Genomic DNA, 15,947 nt, shown 5'->3' with positions numbered 1-15,947 from the left:
TGTTTATTTTAGAAATTAATATTAACACCCATAAGGAATGATCTTGTTTGCGGGAACTGTCCACGGTCTACAGCCAACTCTGTAACTCCGTAGTTGTCGTTGTTATCTGCATAAGTTTCTCCCAATTCCGGATCATATCCTGAGTATTTGGTAATAGTAAATACATTCTGAGCAGTAACATATACTCTCAGTTTCTGCATACCCCATTTGGTTGTCAGTTTTTTAGGAAGTGTATAACCCAATGTGATGTTTTTCAGCTTCAGGTAGTTACCGTTTTCTACATACAAATCAGAGAACTCTCTGTTGTTGTTGGGGTCTTCCAATGTAACACGTGGTAATGTTCCACTTGGATTATTATCCGGATGGTAACGATCCATGATGTCACTGAACTGATTATACAGTTTGTTTACATACATTCCTTCATAATCTACTGCTTTAAAGATATCGTAGCCAGCTACTCCCTGGAAGAACAAAGACAAATCGAAATTCTTGTATGAACCGTCAAATCCGAATCCATAAGTAAAGTCTGGGAATCCGTCTCCGATATTGGTCTTGTCGTTTCCGTCAATGATTCCATTTTTATCATTGTCTACGAATTTAACATCTCCCAAAACTGCGTTCTTATTGTATTTCTGGTTATACGCATCTACATCTTCCTGCTTTTTAAAGATACCGTCTGTCTTGTAACCATAGAAGTGTGCCATTGGTTCTCCTACCACTGTTCTGGTAATGTTACTTCCACGGTAAGTACTTCCGTAAATTGCTTCACTACCGTTTCCTAAAGAAAGCACTTCGTTTTTAATTGTACTGAAGTTACCATATACATTGTAAGTGAATCCGTTCTTTTCTCCATTCCATGCTGCGCTGAATTCAAATCCCTTGTTGCGTACTTTTCCGGCATTAATCCACGGTTCGCTGTCTACACCAGCCAATGAAGTGACTGGAACTTGCAGCAATACATCGGAAGTAGTCTTGACAAAGTAATCAGCAGTAATATCCAAATGGTCAAATAAACTTAAGTCGATACCGACGTTGGTTTGTGTAGTTACTTCCCACTTGATATCCTTGTTTGCGATAGAAGCTTCGTAACGTCCGCCTACAGCAGTTTCATCTTTCCCGAATACTGCATAATAACCGTCGTCATCCTGTGTGTTGACAACACTGGTATAGGTTGGATAATAGTCGAATATATTCTGGTTACCAAGTTGTCCCCAACTTGCACGGAGCTTGAAGTTCTGTACTGTATTCTTGATATCTTCGAAGAAGGCTTCTTCAGAAATACGCCATGCTCCAGAAACTGAAGGGAAGTATCCCCAACGATTGTTCTTCGAGAATTTAGAAGAACCATCCGCACGGAAGTTTACAGAGAACAAGTATCTGTCTGCGTAAGAATAGTCGAAACGTGTGAAGGCAGACATCAAAGCCCATTCTTTACGTCCGGTCAGAATCCAGTTGATTGTTCCTGCACAGTCCATGAAACGCTGAGATTCATCGTCAGAGGCAAAGTTAGAACCACGCATGTTGGTAAAGTTCATGCTGTAGTTTTCAAAAGACCATCCTCCTAAGGCCATCAATTTATGACGTCCCCATTTGCCATCGTATTTCAAAGTTGTAGTATTAATCCAGCGTGTGCTTTGCCAGTCTTGCTGGGTGAGTTCTGCCACCGAATTCGGACGACCTGCTTCAGGGATAACAGGAGTATATTCTTTTTCCTGCCATTGAGACCAGTCGTAACCAAAGTCTGTTTTGGCTGTTAAGCCTTTAATGATTTCCCATTCTGCATATACATTACCAAAGATACGGTCGCGTGTACGTTTCTTATCAGTACGGTCGATAATAGAAACCGGGTTACGCATATCGGTACCCAATTCTCCACTACCACTGTATCCTCCGTCTTCTGTATATACCGGAATAGATGGGTCGAATACCAAAGCCGAAGAAATAACACCGTTAGAACCTTGTGTATCCATCATGTCTTGTACAGAGTGAGTAACCATCAGGTTTTCTCCAAACTTCAAGTTCTTGGTGATATTCAATTCTGTGTTGACACGGAAGTTTACACGGTCGTAACCGGAATTTTTGATAACTCCGTTTTGGCTGAGATATCCCATTGCTACGTTGTAACGTGCTTTTTCGGAACCACCGGACAAGCCTAAATCGTAGTTACCGGTATATCCGTTGGTGAAGACTTCATCTTGCCAGTCTGTACGTGTAACCTGTGCATATGGAGAGCTATAATATTCCGGAACAGGCTTGTTGTCATTTTCGTAAGCTTCTGTATGGATAAGATTTCTTTGTTCTGCGTTAAGCAATCCGAGTTTTTTCGGGATGGAGTTGAAGCCGTGGTGCATGTTGAAAGTTACATTTACCTTTTCCGACTTTCCACCTTTTTTAGTTTGGATGATAACCACACCATTGGCAGCACGTGAACCGTAGATAGCTGCAGAAGCCGCATCTTTCAATACATCGATTCGCTCGATATCACTCGGGTTAATATCGTTCATATTATCTGCCGGAACTCCATCGATTACGTAGAGGGGGTCGTTGTTACCGATTGTTCCCAAACCGCGCACACGTACGGAAGCAGAAGCACCCGGTGCACCACTGTTGGCATATACTGTTACACCAGACATTTTTCCTTGCAAAGCATGGTTGATACCTGTAACAGACATATCGCTGATTTCCTCTACTTTTACAGAAGAAACGGCTCCACTTAAATCGGCTTTACGCTGAGTAGTATAACCTACTACTACTACTTCTTCCAGTGTTTTGTTGTCTTCTTTCAGAGTAATTTTAAAATCTTTCTTGTTTTTTACGCTAATGTCCTGAGTAATAAAACCGATGTATGAAATGCGTAGTACGGCATTTTCCGGAACATCCAGAGTAAAGTTACCGTCGAAATCTGTAATTGTACCAATCGTTGTACCCTTTACTTGTACACTTGCGCCGATTATGGCTTCTCCATTAGCATCGACTACTGTACCTTTAACGGTTTGAGCATTCTGATTTGCGGAAGGAAGTGTGCTTAGGGGAGCATGTCCTTCTTTTGGAGGTGTGGGTTTACTCATTGATGAAGCAGACAAAGACATCCCTATTGATGCTGCTCCGAGTAAACATAGAAATTTTTTGTTCATACTTTTTGTATTAAAAAGAGTTTAATATAATCCGTTAAGTATATGATAAATTTCAGTTAGTATTTTTCCACCACTGCTTTGAGGGTATATCTGATTTCCATTGTTCCCACTCAATACTATTGTATTTGGGATTAATAACCATAGAACCGTCTCCAATGTCAAAATCAAATGTATATGGCAAACGGTTATCTCCCCAAATACATTTTTTCTTTTCTTTGGTTTTATGGTTTGTCCAAGTCCCTACAAAGTTGCGATTCTCATATCCATCAGCTATGTAAAACAGATCATATAGAAGAACTGTTTTTTGTTTCTCGTCTATATAACAGTAAGAGCTGTATGTACCTTGGAATGTTCCAGAACCATATTGTTTTTTATTTTCGTTCAGAAAATAGCTACCTACAATTCTGTATTCTTTAGGAAAATTCAGACCATAATTCCAGTATCCGTAAATATGTTCAATATGTATTTCTCCAGCAAAATCACAGATAATGTTTTTGACTTTTGATTTTCCGTGTATTTGAAATATTAATGAATCTTTCTGTTCTATTTGAGGATCGATGTACATTTCTATCCGTGTGTAGTTTTTTCCGAGTATGCCATTCGATGGTATAGTATCCCAATAATTGAGTGAACTATCTGTCTCGTCTTCGATAATGTATACTTTAGAACTGAATAATGTTGTTTGGAATGTATATTTATCCTCAATCAATTTATGCGTAAAATCTTTTATATTCTCTGTACTGTCTGGTGTCAGCCAATTTTTATAGGCTGTACTAAAATCCACTTTTGTACTATCTTCTTCATCATATAAACGAAATGGATCATACTGGCAGTCTGTTTTATAAGAACTATAAAGAGTATGTCGACCGTTTGTTTTAGACGACAAAGAGGTTATTGTCAACAGAATGGCAATTAGAAATAAAATTTTGACCGATATTTTCGGATATAATTTCATGTTCTATTTTTTATTGAGTTGCAGTGTTTTTCAGTACTATGCTTTAGGAGTTTCTTATTTCCCCAAATACAGCATATCATCAGGTATAGGTGTTTCAAGTATATTTCTTCCCGAAATGCCGACTTCAAGTTCCTGTCCCATGTAGCTTTCCAGATAAACTAAACGCAATTCATGGAAGCCTTCTTCCAATGCGACTTTACCTTCTGCTCTTTGAGCATTGTGGGAGCCGTCATTATCTACGATTTCTTTTCCGTCAATATACAGTTTAGTGCCATCGTCCGAATAGGTGTAGAAGTTGTAGATTCCTTTTTCCGGAATACGTATCAGTGTGCGGAATTCATAACCGAAATAGTCTTCTGCGGGAGCTTGGGTAATATCGAAGTTTTTCATAACACCGGTCTTTACTTTTTTCCCTTTCAATACTTCGGCTGTTTTTTCAAATTCTCCCTCGTAATAAGTATAAGCTACTCCTTGTTTAGGAGACTGAACCTTACGTGCCGGTAAATAATCTCCTTCTTCCTCCTCTATGGATGTAATACCTGATGGATAATAATAGGTAAATTCTTTTCCATCTGGCGTTGTAATCCATGTATCGAAACTATGTGTACCTTCATGTAATTCTATGATACGTCCGCCCCGTTTAAAATCTCCATAGGCGTCGTCTCCGGTTACTCGTCCGTATGCGAGGGCAATGCCGTATTCCTGACCGATAAAGTCATTGTCGTGGTCATGTCCTACAAAAACTCCCATTATGTCCTGACATTCGATGAAAGAGGTAAACATACCACTGTTTAGTTTGGGCGCACCGGTTCCTCCTTCGTTGCATCTTCCCCAAGTGGTTTTGCGGCCAATCAGGTGATTGAATTCTGGAGTGGCAATGTGGAAGAATGCTAAAGCCGGCAAGGGTTTGCCGTTGTTTTGTGCTGTATAGGCTTGACTTTTTCTGCGATACCAGTCAATTTGGTTAAAATGTATCCAGTCGTAGTGACCGTAATTCTTATTTTCCGGGTAATCGTTTGAGTCGAAACAATACAACAGCGATGAAATGGTGCTTTGTTTTTGGGAGTCATAGATAGGGATGATGGAATTTCCATATCCTTTAATATCAACAGGTCCTCTGTCTCCTACAAAATAAGGAGATGCAGATAAAAGGAGATAAATGCTGTCTTTTGACATATTTTCTGCATCATGATTACCCATCAGTACGGCAAATGGCATTTGGGCTTTTTCAAAGATTTGTATGATAGATTTCCATCCTTCCAATGCGGGAGAATCTGTTACCACATCTCCTGTCAGAATGGCTATATCCGGCTGTTCGGCTTGTAATACAGACTCTATTGTGGAGGCTGTGATACTGCAGTTGGCAGACTGGGGAGCCCAATGAATATCAGTAAATTGAGCAATTTTAAATTTCCCGTCTTTGTGAAACGAAAAGCGGTATTGTGCATACAAAGGTAAACAAAGGAGTATTCCCGCCAATAGTAATAGAATCTTGTTATTCATAATCGTAAAATGTGTTTTTACTGTAGATTAATTATAGGCAAAAGTATTTAAATTTTTGGTATTCTTCACAAATTGGGCTAAATTTTCAATAATTAGGCTAATTTTTCCTATGAAAAAACGATAAGTAAACATTTACAGTTTGTTATGGAAAAGCTCGATATTCTTTCTAAAAATCTAAATATACTATTTTTTGATAACAACCATTTTAATCAAAATCACTCTTTATTTGGGCTTATTGAGCTTAAAATGACTTGTAGAAGGGTAAAATAAGTGTCGTAGAGCATGTTTTACAGATTGAAAAATAAGGAAAAAGGACTTGAATCGAGGGGCAACGATACAAGTAACGAGGGCTGATGCGACTAATCACGTACGCTTTCGTGACTAGTCGCGTAGGCTTGCATCTATAAAAGTATGTTTTTTCGTTGCTGAAAAGGGGGTGGATTGATTATTTTATCGTCTTTTTACATGAAACTCCTTCGGATATTGAATGTGATATAAAGTAGCTTTATGTGAGAAAATAGAGAATATTAAGCGAGGAGTGATAAGAATACATGTATAAATGAGATTTTATGTATAAAATGGAGCGTATTTCCTTTCTTTTTTTATTATGCAAATCCCTTAAAATCAAGGAAAAAATCACCGGACTCGGATGAGGCCTTAAAAAGCCCTGTTTTTAGAGCTCGAAAATATCAAAATGTCAAATCTTACATTTTGTCATTTCTATTAAGAAATAAAAAACTCTTCCTCCGTTTTTTCTTTTTTGATAAAGAAAGTCGGAGGAAGAGAATGAAATATTAGACTGTGTACGGCTTTTATTTTACAACGATTTCGTCGACAAACTGAATGCCACCGTGATCGGCATTGGCAATAGCCTGGTAACGGATATATCGTGCTTTGGCTTCTCCCTGCCATCCGAAGTTTTTGAATGATACAGCATCATCTTTTACTACTTCATGATTTATTTCGGCAAGGGTAGTATAATTCTTTCCGTCTGTAGAGGCCGAGATGATAACCTTGGCAGGCATATATACATCCGGACCACAGATTTGCATGAAGTCGGCCGCAACAGAGTGAATGTCGGTTTCCTTCTCCAGGTCGATTACTACATCCATACGGTGATTGTCGGCAAATCCCAACCAGCGCTTGTCGTTGTAGTTCCATCCACCGCGCAAACCGTCTGTCAGCGTTTTTTCTCCGTTAGCCGGATAGTTAGGCCAATAAGGAATATTGAAGGTTACCTTCTTGCCTACAGCCAGGTGTTCTATCGGCTGGGCTGCTTCCTTACGGTTTCCAATTTCTTTACTTACATCGAACGGATTGTATCCTTTAGCCTGCAATTGCGGGATGATTTTCAGGATACGTTCGTGGAAAGAATCCCACGATTTGTTTTCCGGTTTTGTCCATGCTACTTCGGCCAATGCGATGGCACGTGGGTACAGCATGTATTCCATATGTTCGTCTGTAGGAATGTATTCAGCCCATACGTTTCCCTGTACGCCTTGAATCAGTTTGGCTTCTTCTGTAGTCAGTGAATCGGGTACCGGATTGTATCCGTATACTTTGCTTAATGGAAGATATCCACCGATGGCTTCCGGTTGTGAATACGGAGCATCCTGATAACCATCAAGATAACAGTATTCCCCAGGAGTCATAATGGCATGATGACCTGCACGAACAGCCTTGATACCACCAGCTTCGCCTCTCCAGGACATTACAGTAGCATTAGGAGCCAGACCTCCTTCCAGAATTTCGTCCCAGCCCAGCAAATCTCTTCCGTTTGCATTCAGGAAACGTTCGATGCGGTGAATCAGATAGCTCTGCAATTCGTCTACATTCTTCAGTCCTTCTTTTTTCATGCGTGCCTGACAGAGTGGGCAAGTTTTCCATGCTCCTTTACCAGCTTCGTCACCTCCGATATGGATGTATTGGGAAGGGAACATTTCCATTACTTCGGTCAATACATTTTCAAGGAATTCGAATGTTTTCTCGTTTCCTACGCAAAAATCAGACTGCTTGTAGGGTTTGTGTGTGCAGGATAACTCCGGATAGGCAGTCAGCACTTCTTCCGAGTGAGAAGGCATCTCGATTTCCGGAATGACTGTGACGCAATGTTGGCGTGCATATTCCAATATCTCTTTAATATCTTCTTTGGTATAATATCCTCCTTTGGCTTCCGGATCGGTTGCTTCACAGTATTGGTTACCTCCTTTGCCCCATTCTTTCCATGTCTCTCCTTTACGCCATGCGGCAAATTCTGTCAGACGGGGATATTTGTCAATTTCTATACGCCATCCGGCTGCGTCGGTAAGATGCAGGTGAAGACGGTTTATTTTGTATGATGCAAGTAAATCAATCTGTTTCTTTACAAATTCTTTGCTGCGGAAATGTCTGGATACATCCAGCATGATTCCACGATACTCGAAACGTGGCTCGTCTGTAATGGTAGCTGCCTGTATGGCTCCTTTTCCCTGTTCGGCCAGCTGCAAAATACTTTGTACTCCATAGAACAGACCGGCATGTGTAGTGGCTTCAATCTGTATACCGTTTGAAGTAATTTGCAATGTATATCCTTCCGGTGATGTAATGCCTTTCAGTTCGGGGACAAGAGTCAGACGGATAAAATTCGATTTTGGGAGTGCTTCTGTCCATTTTATTGGTTGAGGAGCATGCTGGAATGCCGTTTCTATGATAGAAGTATCGATTTTTTCTCCTTCGGCAAACAATTGTGTCTGTGCATCCCATTGGAATTTTCCTTGTTCTGTTTGATAGGATACAGGAACAGGAGTAAGGGTTTGTACCATATTTTCTTGTTGGGCACACGATGTTGCAAACAGGCTTGCAACCAAAAAACTTCCTACTTTTGAATATAAGCTAATCTTCATGACTGCAGATTAAGGTGGTTGATAAATTTATAATTATACTTCACAAAGTTATTAAATTAAATTTTATTCTTTGAACTAAATGGGTGTTATTTTGTTCTTTAAAGAGATACTCTCTATATAAATGCAAAATTAATGCATTATTTTTTATATTTTTGCACCCCATTTTAAAGACTAAACAATATGACTCTAAACCGAATTCTGTGGACTACAGTGTTAGTAGGAGCCACGTTGGCAATGCCATTAAATGCATCCTTAAATTATAATGAGGAATATCATGTGTTGGAAACTCCGGGACTGTTTAAGAAAAAAAAGGTCGAGAAAGACACGGCATCTGTAAAAAGCGATTATGAAAAGATCGCTTCTGAATCTCATTTGCTGGGAAGGGGCATGTTTAATGTGTATAAACAAGACTCAAAGTATTTTTTTGAAATTCCTGTTGCATTGTTGGAACGGGATATGCTGGTTGTCAATAAGCTACAGAGAGTTCCGTTGGAATTGAATGATGCAGGGGTGAACCGGGGAACCAATTATGAAACGCAGATGGTACGTTTCGAATGGGATAAGGCAGCCAAGAAAATTCTGGTGCGTCAGATGCGTCCGATGCCGGAGTCGCCTAAGCAAGATGCGATTACCCGGTCGGTGCAGAATAATTTCATCTCTCCATTAATAGCCGATTTTAAGATAGAAGCTTGTCATCCCGATTCTACTTCGGTTTTGATACAGGTCAATGATATTTATGACGGTTCGGAAACCAGTATTAACAACGTATTCGATAATATAAACCTTGGTACTTCTGCTGTGAAAGGTTTGTCGAGAATACGTTCTGTCAAGGCTTTCCAAAATAATGTGGTTGCTACATCGGAACTGACCACAAAAGTGCATGAAGGAATGAGTTCGGTGAATGTGACGGTAGAGGTCAGCTCGTCGTTAGTATTGCTTCCGGAACAACCTATGATGGGGCGTTTGGATAATCCTAAAGTGGGATATTTTACAAAAGATTTGCTTTATTTCAGTGATGCACAGCAGAAAACGGAAGAAAAGAAATACATCACCCGCTGGAGGCTGGAGCCGAAACCGGAAGACCGTGAGGCGTACCTGAGAGGTGAACTGGTAGAACCGGCCAAGCCTATTGTCTTTTACATTGAGGATGCTACTCCTTACCGTTGGCGTAAATACATCAAACAAGGTATCGAAGACTGGCAGGTAGCTTTCGAACGTGCCGGATTCAAAAATGCCATTATTGCAAAAGATTTGCCGGATAGTATTGCGGCAGATACGGATGATATCAATTACTCGGTGCTGACTTATGCTGCTTCGTCGAAAGCCAATGCCATGGGTCCTTCCATTCTTGACCCACGTTCGGGGGAAATACTCGAGGCGGATATCATGTGGTGGCATAATGTGATTTCGATGGTGCAGGAATGGATTACTGTACAGACCGGGGCTATTAATCCCGAAGCAAGAGGAATCAAATTACCGGATGATATGATGGGAGATGCCATTCGTTTTGTGGCTTGCCATGAAGTGGGACACTCGTTGGGGTTGCGTCATAACATGATGGGATCGTGGACATTTCCTACCGATTCGTTGCGTTCGAAGACATTTACGGACAAGATGAACTCTACAGCATCTTCTATCATGGATTATGCCCGATACAATTATGTGGCTCAGCCGGGAGATGGAGTTACTGCAGTTTCTCCACATATCGGCCCTTACGATATGTTTGCTATCGAATACGGATATCGTTGGTATGGATTGCCTACTCCTGAAGCGGAAAAAGATGTACTTTATGATTTCCTGAGTCGCCATACAGACCGTTTATACAAATACAGTGAAGCACAAGACCCTCGTGCTGCTGTCGATCCGCGTGCTCAGAACGAAGATTTGGGAGACGACCCGGTACGTTCTTCTCAGTTGGGAATTGCCAACCTGAAACGTATTGTTCCACAGATTATCCAGTGGACTACTACCGGAGAAAAGGGACAGACTTACGAAGAGGCTTCGCGTTTGTATTATGCCGTAATTATGCAATGGAATAATTACCTCTATCATGTGATGGCAAATATCGGAGGTATTTATATAGAGAATACTACAGTAGGTGATGGAGTGAAGACTTACACTTTTGTGGAAAAAGAAAAGCAGGAAGCTGCTCTCGATTTTCTGCTGGATGAGGTGCTTTGCTATCCACGCTGGCTGTTCGATACGGAAATATCAGACTATACTTTCCTGTTGCGCAAGAATCCTAATGGGGTGATAGAGTATGCTCCGAATCAGATATTGAAGAATACACAAGGATATATCTTCTGGGATTTATTATCGAACGACCGTTTGATGCGAATGTTGGAAAATGAATTGAAGAACGGAAAGAAGGCATTCACTGTAGTGGAACTGATGGATAAGATGCATAAATCTATTTTTGCTACTACAATAAAAGGCGGTACTCCAGATGTAATGGAAAGAAATCTTCAGAAAGGATTTCTGGATGCACTGATTACTGCTGCGGCAGAGAGTGAAGGTGTGAAAATCAATAAGCATCTGGTCACCACCAGCGGAAATCCTTATCTGTTGCACGATCATCCTCGTTGCAGTTGTGATGAATTTACTTTCGAACACGCAGAACGTATGGGAGCAAAACGTGAATTGAGTTTCTACGGAGGGCAGGTAAACCGTATATCGGATGCAATCTCTGTAAAACGTGGTGAGTTGTTGCGTATCAAACAGTTGTTGGAAGCCAGACGTAACGGGGCCGATACTGCTACACGTTATCATTACGACGATATGATTTTACGTATCAATACAGCTTTGGGTTTGTAAATAATCAATTATCATTAATATAGTTAGAATGAAAAAACTCTTATTCTTAGTCTTACTTATTGTACAAGCTGCCTGGACAATGGCAGCCGACAGAGTAATTACAGGTCATGTAATTGCTGCCGAAGATAAGCAACCACTAATTGGGGTTTCTGTGTTTGTTTCTGCAGACGACTTGAAGAAAGCCGGAAGCAACAAGACTTCGCTGGGGGTCATTACCGATATTGACGGTAACTTCTCTATCTCCATTCCGGAGGGTGTGAAAAAGCTACAATGTAGCTATATAGGATATACAACTTTAACTATAGAACTGAAACCAGGGAAAAAGAATTATGATGTGACGATGGAAACATCTTCTACCATGCTGGAGGATGTAGTCGTAACCGGTTATCAGACCATTGAACGCCGCAAGTTGACGGCTGCCGTATCGAAGATTGATATTTCGGAATCTACTATCGGAACAGTGAAAAGTATCGATCAGGCCTTGTCGGGACAGATTGCCGGATTGTCTGCGATATCTACTTCCGGTGCACCGGGTGCGCCGGTAAAAATCCGTATTCGTGGTACTTCTTCTTTGAATGGTACACAAGATCCTTTGTGGGTACTCGATGGTATTCCTTTGGAAGGTACAGATGTGCCCAGTTTGGAATCTTTGAAAAGTGTAGATGATGTGCAACAGTCGTCCATTGCTGGATTGAATCCTTCTGATATTGCTGACATTACTGTGTTGAAGGATGCGGCAGCTACTGCTATTTATGGTGCTCGTGCGGCAAATGGAGTCATTGTGATTACGACTAAAAACGGAAAAGCCGGAAAAACAAGAGTAAACTTCAATACTCGTCTGACTTATTCTCCTAAGCAGGATATTGACCGTTTGAACTTGATGAATGCGACAGAGAAGGTAGATTTGGAACTTCAGTTGTTGAAAAGTGGATATAGTTTGAATTCGGATAAGGGAGAAGTTTATCGTATTATCAAGCGTCATGGTGCGGTAGATGCGTTCCAGAAAGACGGATGGAGTGCTTTGCCTGCCGATGCTCAGAAGGAAATCGATGCTTTGCGTCTGATTAATACCGACTGGAATGACATTCTGTTGAGAAATGCATTCAGCCAGGAGTATAACTTGAGTATTTCGGGAGGTAACGAACGTACAACTTTTTATACCTCTTTGGGCTATTCGAAAGAGAATGGAAATATTCCCAGTGTATCTGCCGACCGACTGAATCTGGTGACCAAAGCTAATTATAAATTGAATAAGATATTGAAGGTAGGAGCTTCGGTTTTTGTGAATCGTCGTAATAGCAGTTCATATTTGGCTACAGACGGATTTACCAATCCGATGTTTTATGCCCGTATTGCCAATCCTTATCTTCAGCCATTCGATAAAGACGGCAATTATATCTATGATATGGATATGCAGACCGGATATTCGGAACTGGGCTTCAATACTTTTGAAGAGAGAAACAATACGTCCAACGAATCGGTAACGAACTCTTTTTCTTCGATTTTCGATGTGGAGTTGCGCTTTGACGACCGTTTTAAGATTACGTCTCAGGTGGGTTTGCAGCTCGATAAAACATCACGTGAGCAAATTGCAGACGAGCAGTCGTTTGCCATGCGCCATGAACATCAGAGTCATCAGAGTAACCAGACCTCGTTCCTTCCTCAAAAAGGAGGTTTCCATAAGGTTTATGAGAATTCAAACTCTCAGGTAACTTGGAAGACTATGGGTACATATCGCGATACTTATGCAGACATTCATGAATTCGAAATTATGCTGGGGTCGGAGTTGCGCCGTACATGGGCTACTACTCTTTATTCGGTGGGCTATGGTTACGACCGCCGTACCATGACCAACCGTCCGGTGATTTTCCCGAGTGAAGACCTTGCTTTCCCGTTACATTCGAAGACGAATGTCGAAAATGCTTATGTATCAGGTTTCTCTACTGCTTCTTATTCGTTGCTGAACCGTTATACATTGGGTGGAAGTATCCGATTCGATGGCTCCGACCTGTTTGGGGTAGATAAGAAATACCGTTACTTACCCTTGTATTCGGTAAGTGGGTTGTGGCGTGTGTCGCAAGAACCGTTTATGCAGTCTGCGCGCTGGTTGGATAATTTTGTATTCCGTGCATCGTATGGTTTGCAGGGTAATATCGATAAGAATACTTCACCATTCTTGTTGGGAAAATACCAGAATAATGCGACTCCTATTCTTCCCGGAGGTACAGAAGATATGATTACAGTAAATTCTGCTCCTAATGATAAATTGCGTTGGGAGAAAACTTATTCGGTGAATGCCGGTATGGATTTTGCAGTATTGAATCAGGGTATCAATCTGAGTGTGGATTATTACTATCGTAAAGGGGTTGACTTAATTGGTATGCAAATGTTGCCTCTTGAAACAGGCTTCGCATCGACTACCATCAACTGGGCAAGTATGGAGAACAAGGGTGTGGAAGTGAGTCTGTCTACCCGTAATATTCATACCAAGTCGTTTATGTGGACTACTACCTTCAACTTTGCTTACAACCAGAATAAGGTTTTAAAAGAAGCGATTCGTGAGGATGCGATTTATCCAAGCCGTGAAGGTTATCCGGTAGGAGCTATCTTTGCTTTTCCTTATGCCGGAGTCGACGAAAACGGACAAATGACATTCTATAATAAGGAAAACGGCAAGGTAGAAACCGCTAAAGAGTTTTTCAAAATTAAGGAATGGACATTCGGACAATACGATCTGACACCGCAGGAAGTGCGTAACCGTTATGAGTATATCGGTACAAGTGAATCACCTTATACCGGAGGTTTTGGAAATACATTTACTTATAAGGCATTCGAACTGAGTGTGAACTGTATTTTCAATGCAGGAGGTTATGTACGTACGCAGCCTACTTATGATATTATGGGATACGACAGAGGACAGAATACGAACCGCGATATTTTGAATCGCTGGACTTCCGACAATCCTCATGGAACCATGCCGGCACTGATTGACGGAAACATGGATCCGGATTCTTATATCGTGTTGGGTGGATTGGGTGTATATCAGAATCTGGACATGTGGGTGAAGAAACAGAACTACATGCGCGTACAAAGTATCCGTTTAGGGTATGAACTGCCTTTCGACTTGATTAAGAAAGTAGGTATTACTCAGGCAAGTGTAGCGCTGGAAGCACGTAACCTGTTTGTCTTAGGTTCGAACTATGATAATTTCCTCGATCCGGAAACAATGGGAAATCCGTATGCACAGCCTATTCCGAAATCGTTTACCTTCAGTTTGAATCTTAACTTTTAATTCGTAAACCGTTATGAAGAAATTCTATATAAATATAATTTGCATCTGCCTGATGGCACTTGCCACGGGGTGCGACAACTATTTGGATATTAAGCCTACGGGAAGTGTGATTCCTACTACGCTGGCAGAGTATCGTGCATTGTGGGCTACGGCTTACAATACGGTACCTTCGGATAGAGGATTGGCCAATATGGGGGCAGACGAGATGTTTGTTTCGAACGAATCGGACATGGGAAAGTATTCTGCCATAGAACGTTGGGAGGTCGGAACTTCGACTTCTTCTTCTTCTGTTGCTTTCAACTGGGCCGGATATTATCAGGTGTTGTTTTATGCCAATTTTATCATTGAACATCAAGGTGACATTACTGAAGGTCACGATGCCGAGATAAAGCAGTTGGTGGGAGAGGCATATCTGATGCGTGGATATATGCACTTTGTATTGGCCAATCTTTTTGGGCAACCGTATACTAAGCTAGGAGCAACCGATACTAAAGCTGTTCCATTGAAGTTTTCTACCGATTTGGAAGAACGGGCTCAGCGTAATACGGTAGGAGAAATTTACACTTCGGTACTGAGTGATATACAGACAGCAGAAAGTTTACTCAATGTAGAAAAATGGGATGATATAACTTTGTCTTACCGTTTTACCACACTGTGTGTGCCGGCATTACGTTCGCGTGTGTATCTCTATATGGGCGATTGGGCTAATGCTTATAAGTATGCAGAAGAAGCATTGGCTAAAAAGTCGACTTTGGAAGATTTTCGGGCAGAAGGTTTCAAACTGCCGAATCATTTCCAGTCGGTAGAGGCCATCAACCCACTTGAATTTACCATGAATGCCAACTATAAGAATGCGGTATCGGTATTGCCTTCTTTCCTTTCTTTGTATGGTGAGGGTGACTTGCGTCCTGCAGCTTATTTTGCTCAGCCCGATGATAAGGGAAACCGCAAATGTCTGAAAGGAGGCGACCATAACTTCAGAAATACCATCCGTGTAGCAGAGTTGTATCTGAACAGTGCAGAAGCCGCTGCTCAATCCGACAAATTGCCGGAAGCCCGCAAGCGTGTATTGGAACTGATGGAAAAACGATATACAGCCGAAGCGTATGCAAAGAAAAAGGCTGCGGTAGAGGCGATGGGAAAAGCCGATTTGGTGAAAGAAATCTTGAACGAACGTGCACGTGAACTGGCTTTTGAAGGTCAGCGCTGGTTTGATTTGCGCCGTACTACTCGTCCACGGATAGAAAAAGTATTGCAGGAAAAAAGTTATGTACTCGAACAAGACGATTCACGCTATACTCTTCGTATACCGGAAGAAGCCATTGCTGCCAATCCAGACCTTAACAATTAACGAGTATATGATAAAC

The 15,947-nt window shown here is 41.2% G+C and carries 7 protein-coding genes; 3 read left to right on the top strand and 4 right to left on the bottom strand.

The features are described 5' to 3' along the window. Positions 1 to 8 precede the first annotated feature (8 nt). The 4 genes from O6P32_RS09815 to O6P32_RS09800 all read right to left on the bottom strand — a co-directional run bounded on the left by O6P32_RS09815 (position 9) and on the right by O6P32_RS09800 (position 8,393). Entirely contained in the window at positions 9 to 3,134 is a 3,126-nt protein-coding gene (locus O6P32_RS09815) for a SusC/RagA family TonB-linked outer membrane protein (RefSeq protein WP_269878301.1), read from the bottom strand. 52 nt (positions 3,135 to 3,186) lie between these two features. Beyond that, entirely contained in the window at positions 3,187 to 4,089 is a 903-nt protein-coding gene (locus O6P32_RS09810) for a hypothetical protein (protein WP_269878300.1), read from the bottom strand. A 54-nt stretch (positions 4,090 to 4,143) separates the two neighbouring features. Next, on the bottom strand, positions 4,144 to 5,592 hold the full coding sequence (locus O6P32_RS09805; protein ID WP_269878298.1) for a PA14 domain-containing protein: 1,449 nt from the start codon (positions 5,590 to 5,592) through the stop codon (positions 4,144 to 4,146). 812 nt (positions 5,593 to 6,404) lie between these two features. Then, positions 6,405 to 8,393 carry a glycoside hydrolase family 20 protein gene (locus O6P32_RS09800; RefSeq protein ID WP_405371721.1) on the bottom strand — a complete coding sequence of 663 codons (1,989 nt, stop codon included), beginning with the start codon at positions 8,391 to 8,393 and terminating at the stop codon, positions 6,405 to 6,407. Positions 8,394 to 8,708: 315 nt separating this feature from the next. Between O6P32_RS09800 and O6P32_RS09795 the strand changes: the two genes are divergently transcribed. Genes O6P32_RS09795 through O6P32_RS09785 form a run of 3 tightly spaced genes read left to right on the top strand, consistent with a single transcriptional unit; the run spans position 8,709 to position 15,931 of the window. Further along, complete coding sequence (locus O6P32_RS09795) at positions 8,709 to 11,288, top strand: zinc-dependent metalloprotease (protein ID WP_408636061.1); 2,580 nt, start codon at positions 8,709 to 8,711, stop codon at positions 11,286 to 11,288. A gap of 28 nt (positions 11,289 to 11,316) precedes the next feature. Next, a complete protein-coding gene (locus O6P32_RS09790; RefSeq protein WP_269878294.1) occupies positions 11,317 to 14,580 on the top strand; it encodes a SusC/RagA family TonB-linked outer membrane protein in 3,264 nt (1,087 codons plus the stop codon). A gap of 13 nt (positions 14,581 to 14,593) precedes the next feature. Continuing rightward, positions 14,594 to 15,931, top strand: coding sequence for a RagB/SusD family nutrient uptake outer membrane protein (locus O6P32_RS09785; RefSeq protein ID WP_269878293.1), 1,338 nt, complete (start codon positions 14,594 to 14,596; stop codon positions 15,929 to 15,931). Positions 15,932 to 15,947: the final 16 nt, after the last annotated feature.

The sequence above is a fragment of the Phocaeicola acetigenes genome (assembly GCF_027529745.1).
Taxonomy (GTDB): Bacteria; Bacteroidota; Bacteroidia; order Bacteroidales; family Bacteroidaceae; genus Phocaeicola; species Phocaeicola acetigenes.
The sequence above is the reverse complement of the archived record's forward strand: the minus strand, read 5'-3'. Positions and strand labels throughout refer to the sequence as shown.

Excerpts from the sequence above, each read along its gene's own strand:
- O6P32_RS09805 (WP_269878298.1), bottom strand. The coding sequence starts at position 5,592 with ATGAATAACAAGATTCTATTACTATTGGCGGGAATACTCCTTTGTTTA.
- O6P32_RS09795 (WP_408636061.1), top strand. The coding sequence starts at position 8,709 with ATGCCATTAAATGCATCCTTAAATTATAATGAGGAATATCATGTGTTG.
- O6P32_RS09815 (WP_269878301.1), bottom strand. The coding sequence starts at position 3,134 with ATGAACAAAAAATTTCTATGTTTACTCGGAGCAGCATCAATAGGGATG.
- O6P32_RS09785 (WP_269878293.1), top strand. The coding sequence starts at position 14,594 with ATGAAGAAATTCTATATAAATATAATTTGCATCTGCCTGATGGCACTT.
- O6P32_RS09790 (WP_269878294.1), top strand. The coding sequence starts at position 11,317 with ATGAAAAAACTCTTATTCTTAGTCTTACTTATTGTACAAGCTGCCTGG.
- O6P32_RS09800 (WP_405371721.1), bottom strand. The coding sequence starts at position 8,393 with ATGGTACAAACCCTTACTCCTGTTCCTGTATCCTATCAAACAGAACAA.
- O6P32_RS09810 (WP_269878300.1), bottom strand. The coding sequence starts at position 4,089 with ATGAAATTATATCCGAAAATATCGGTCAAAATTTTATTTCTAATTGCC.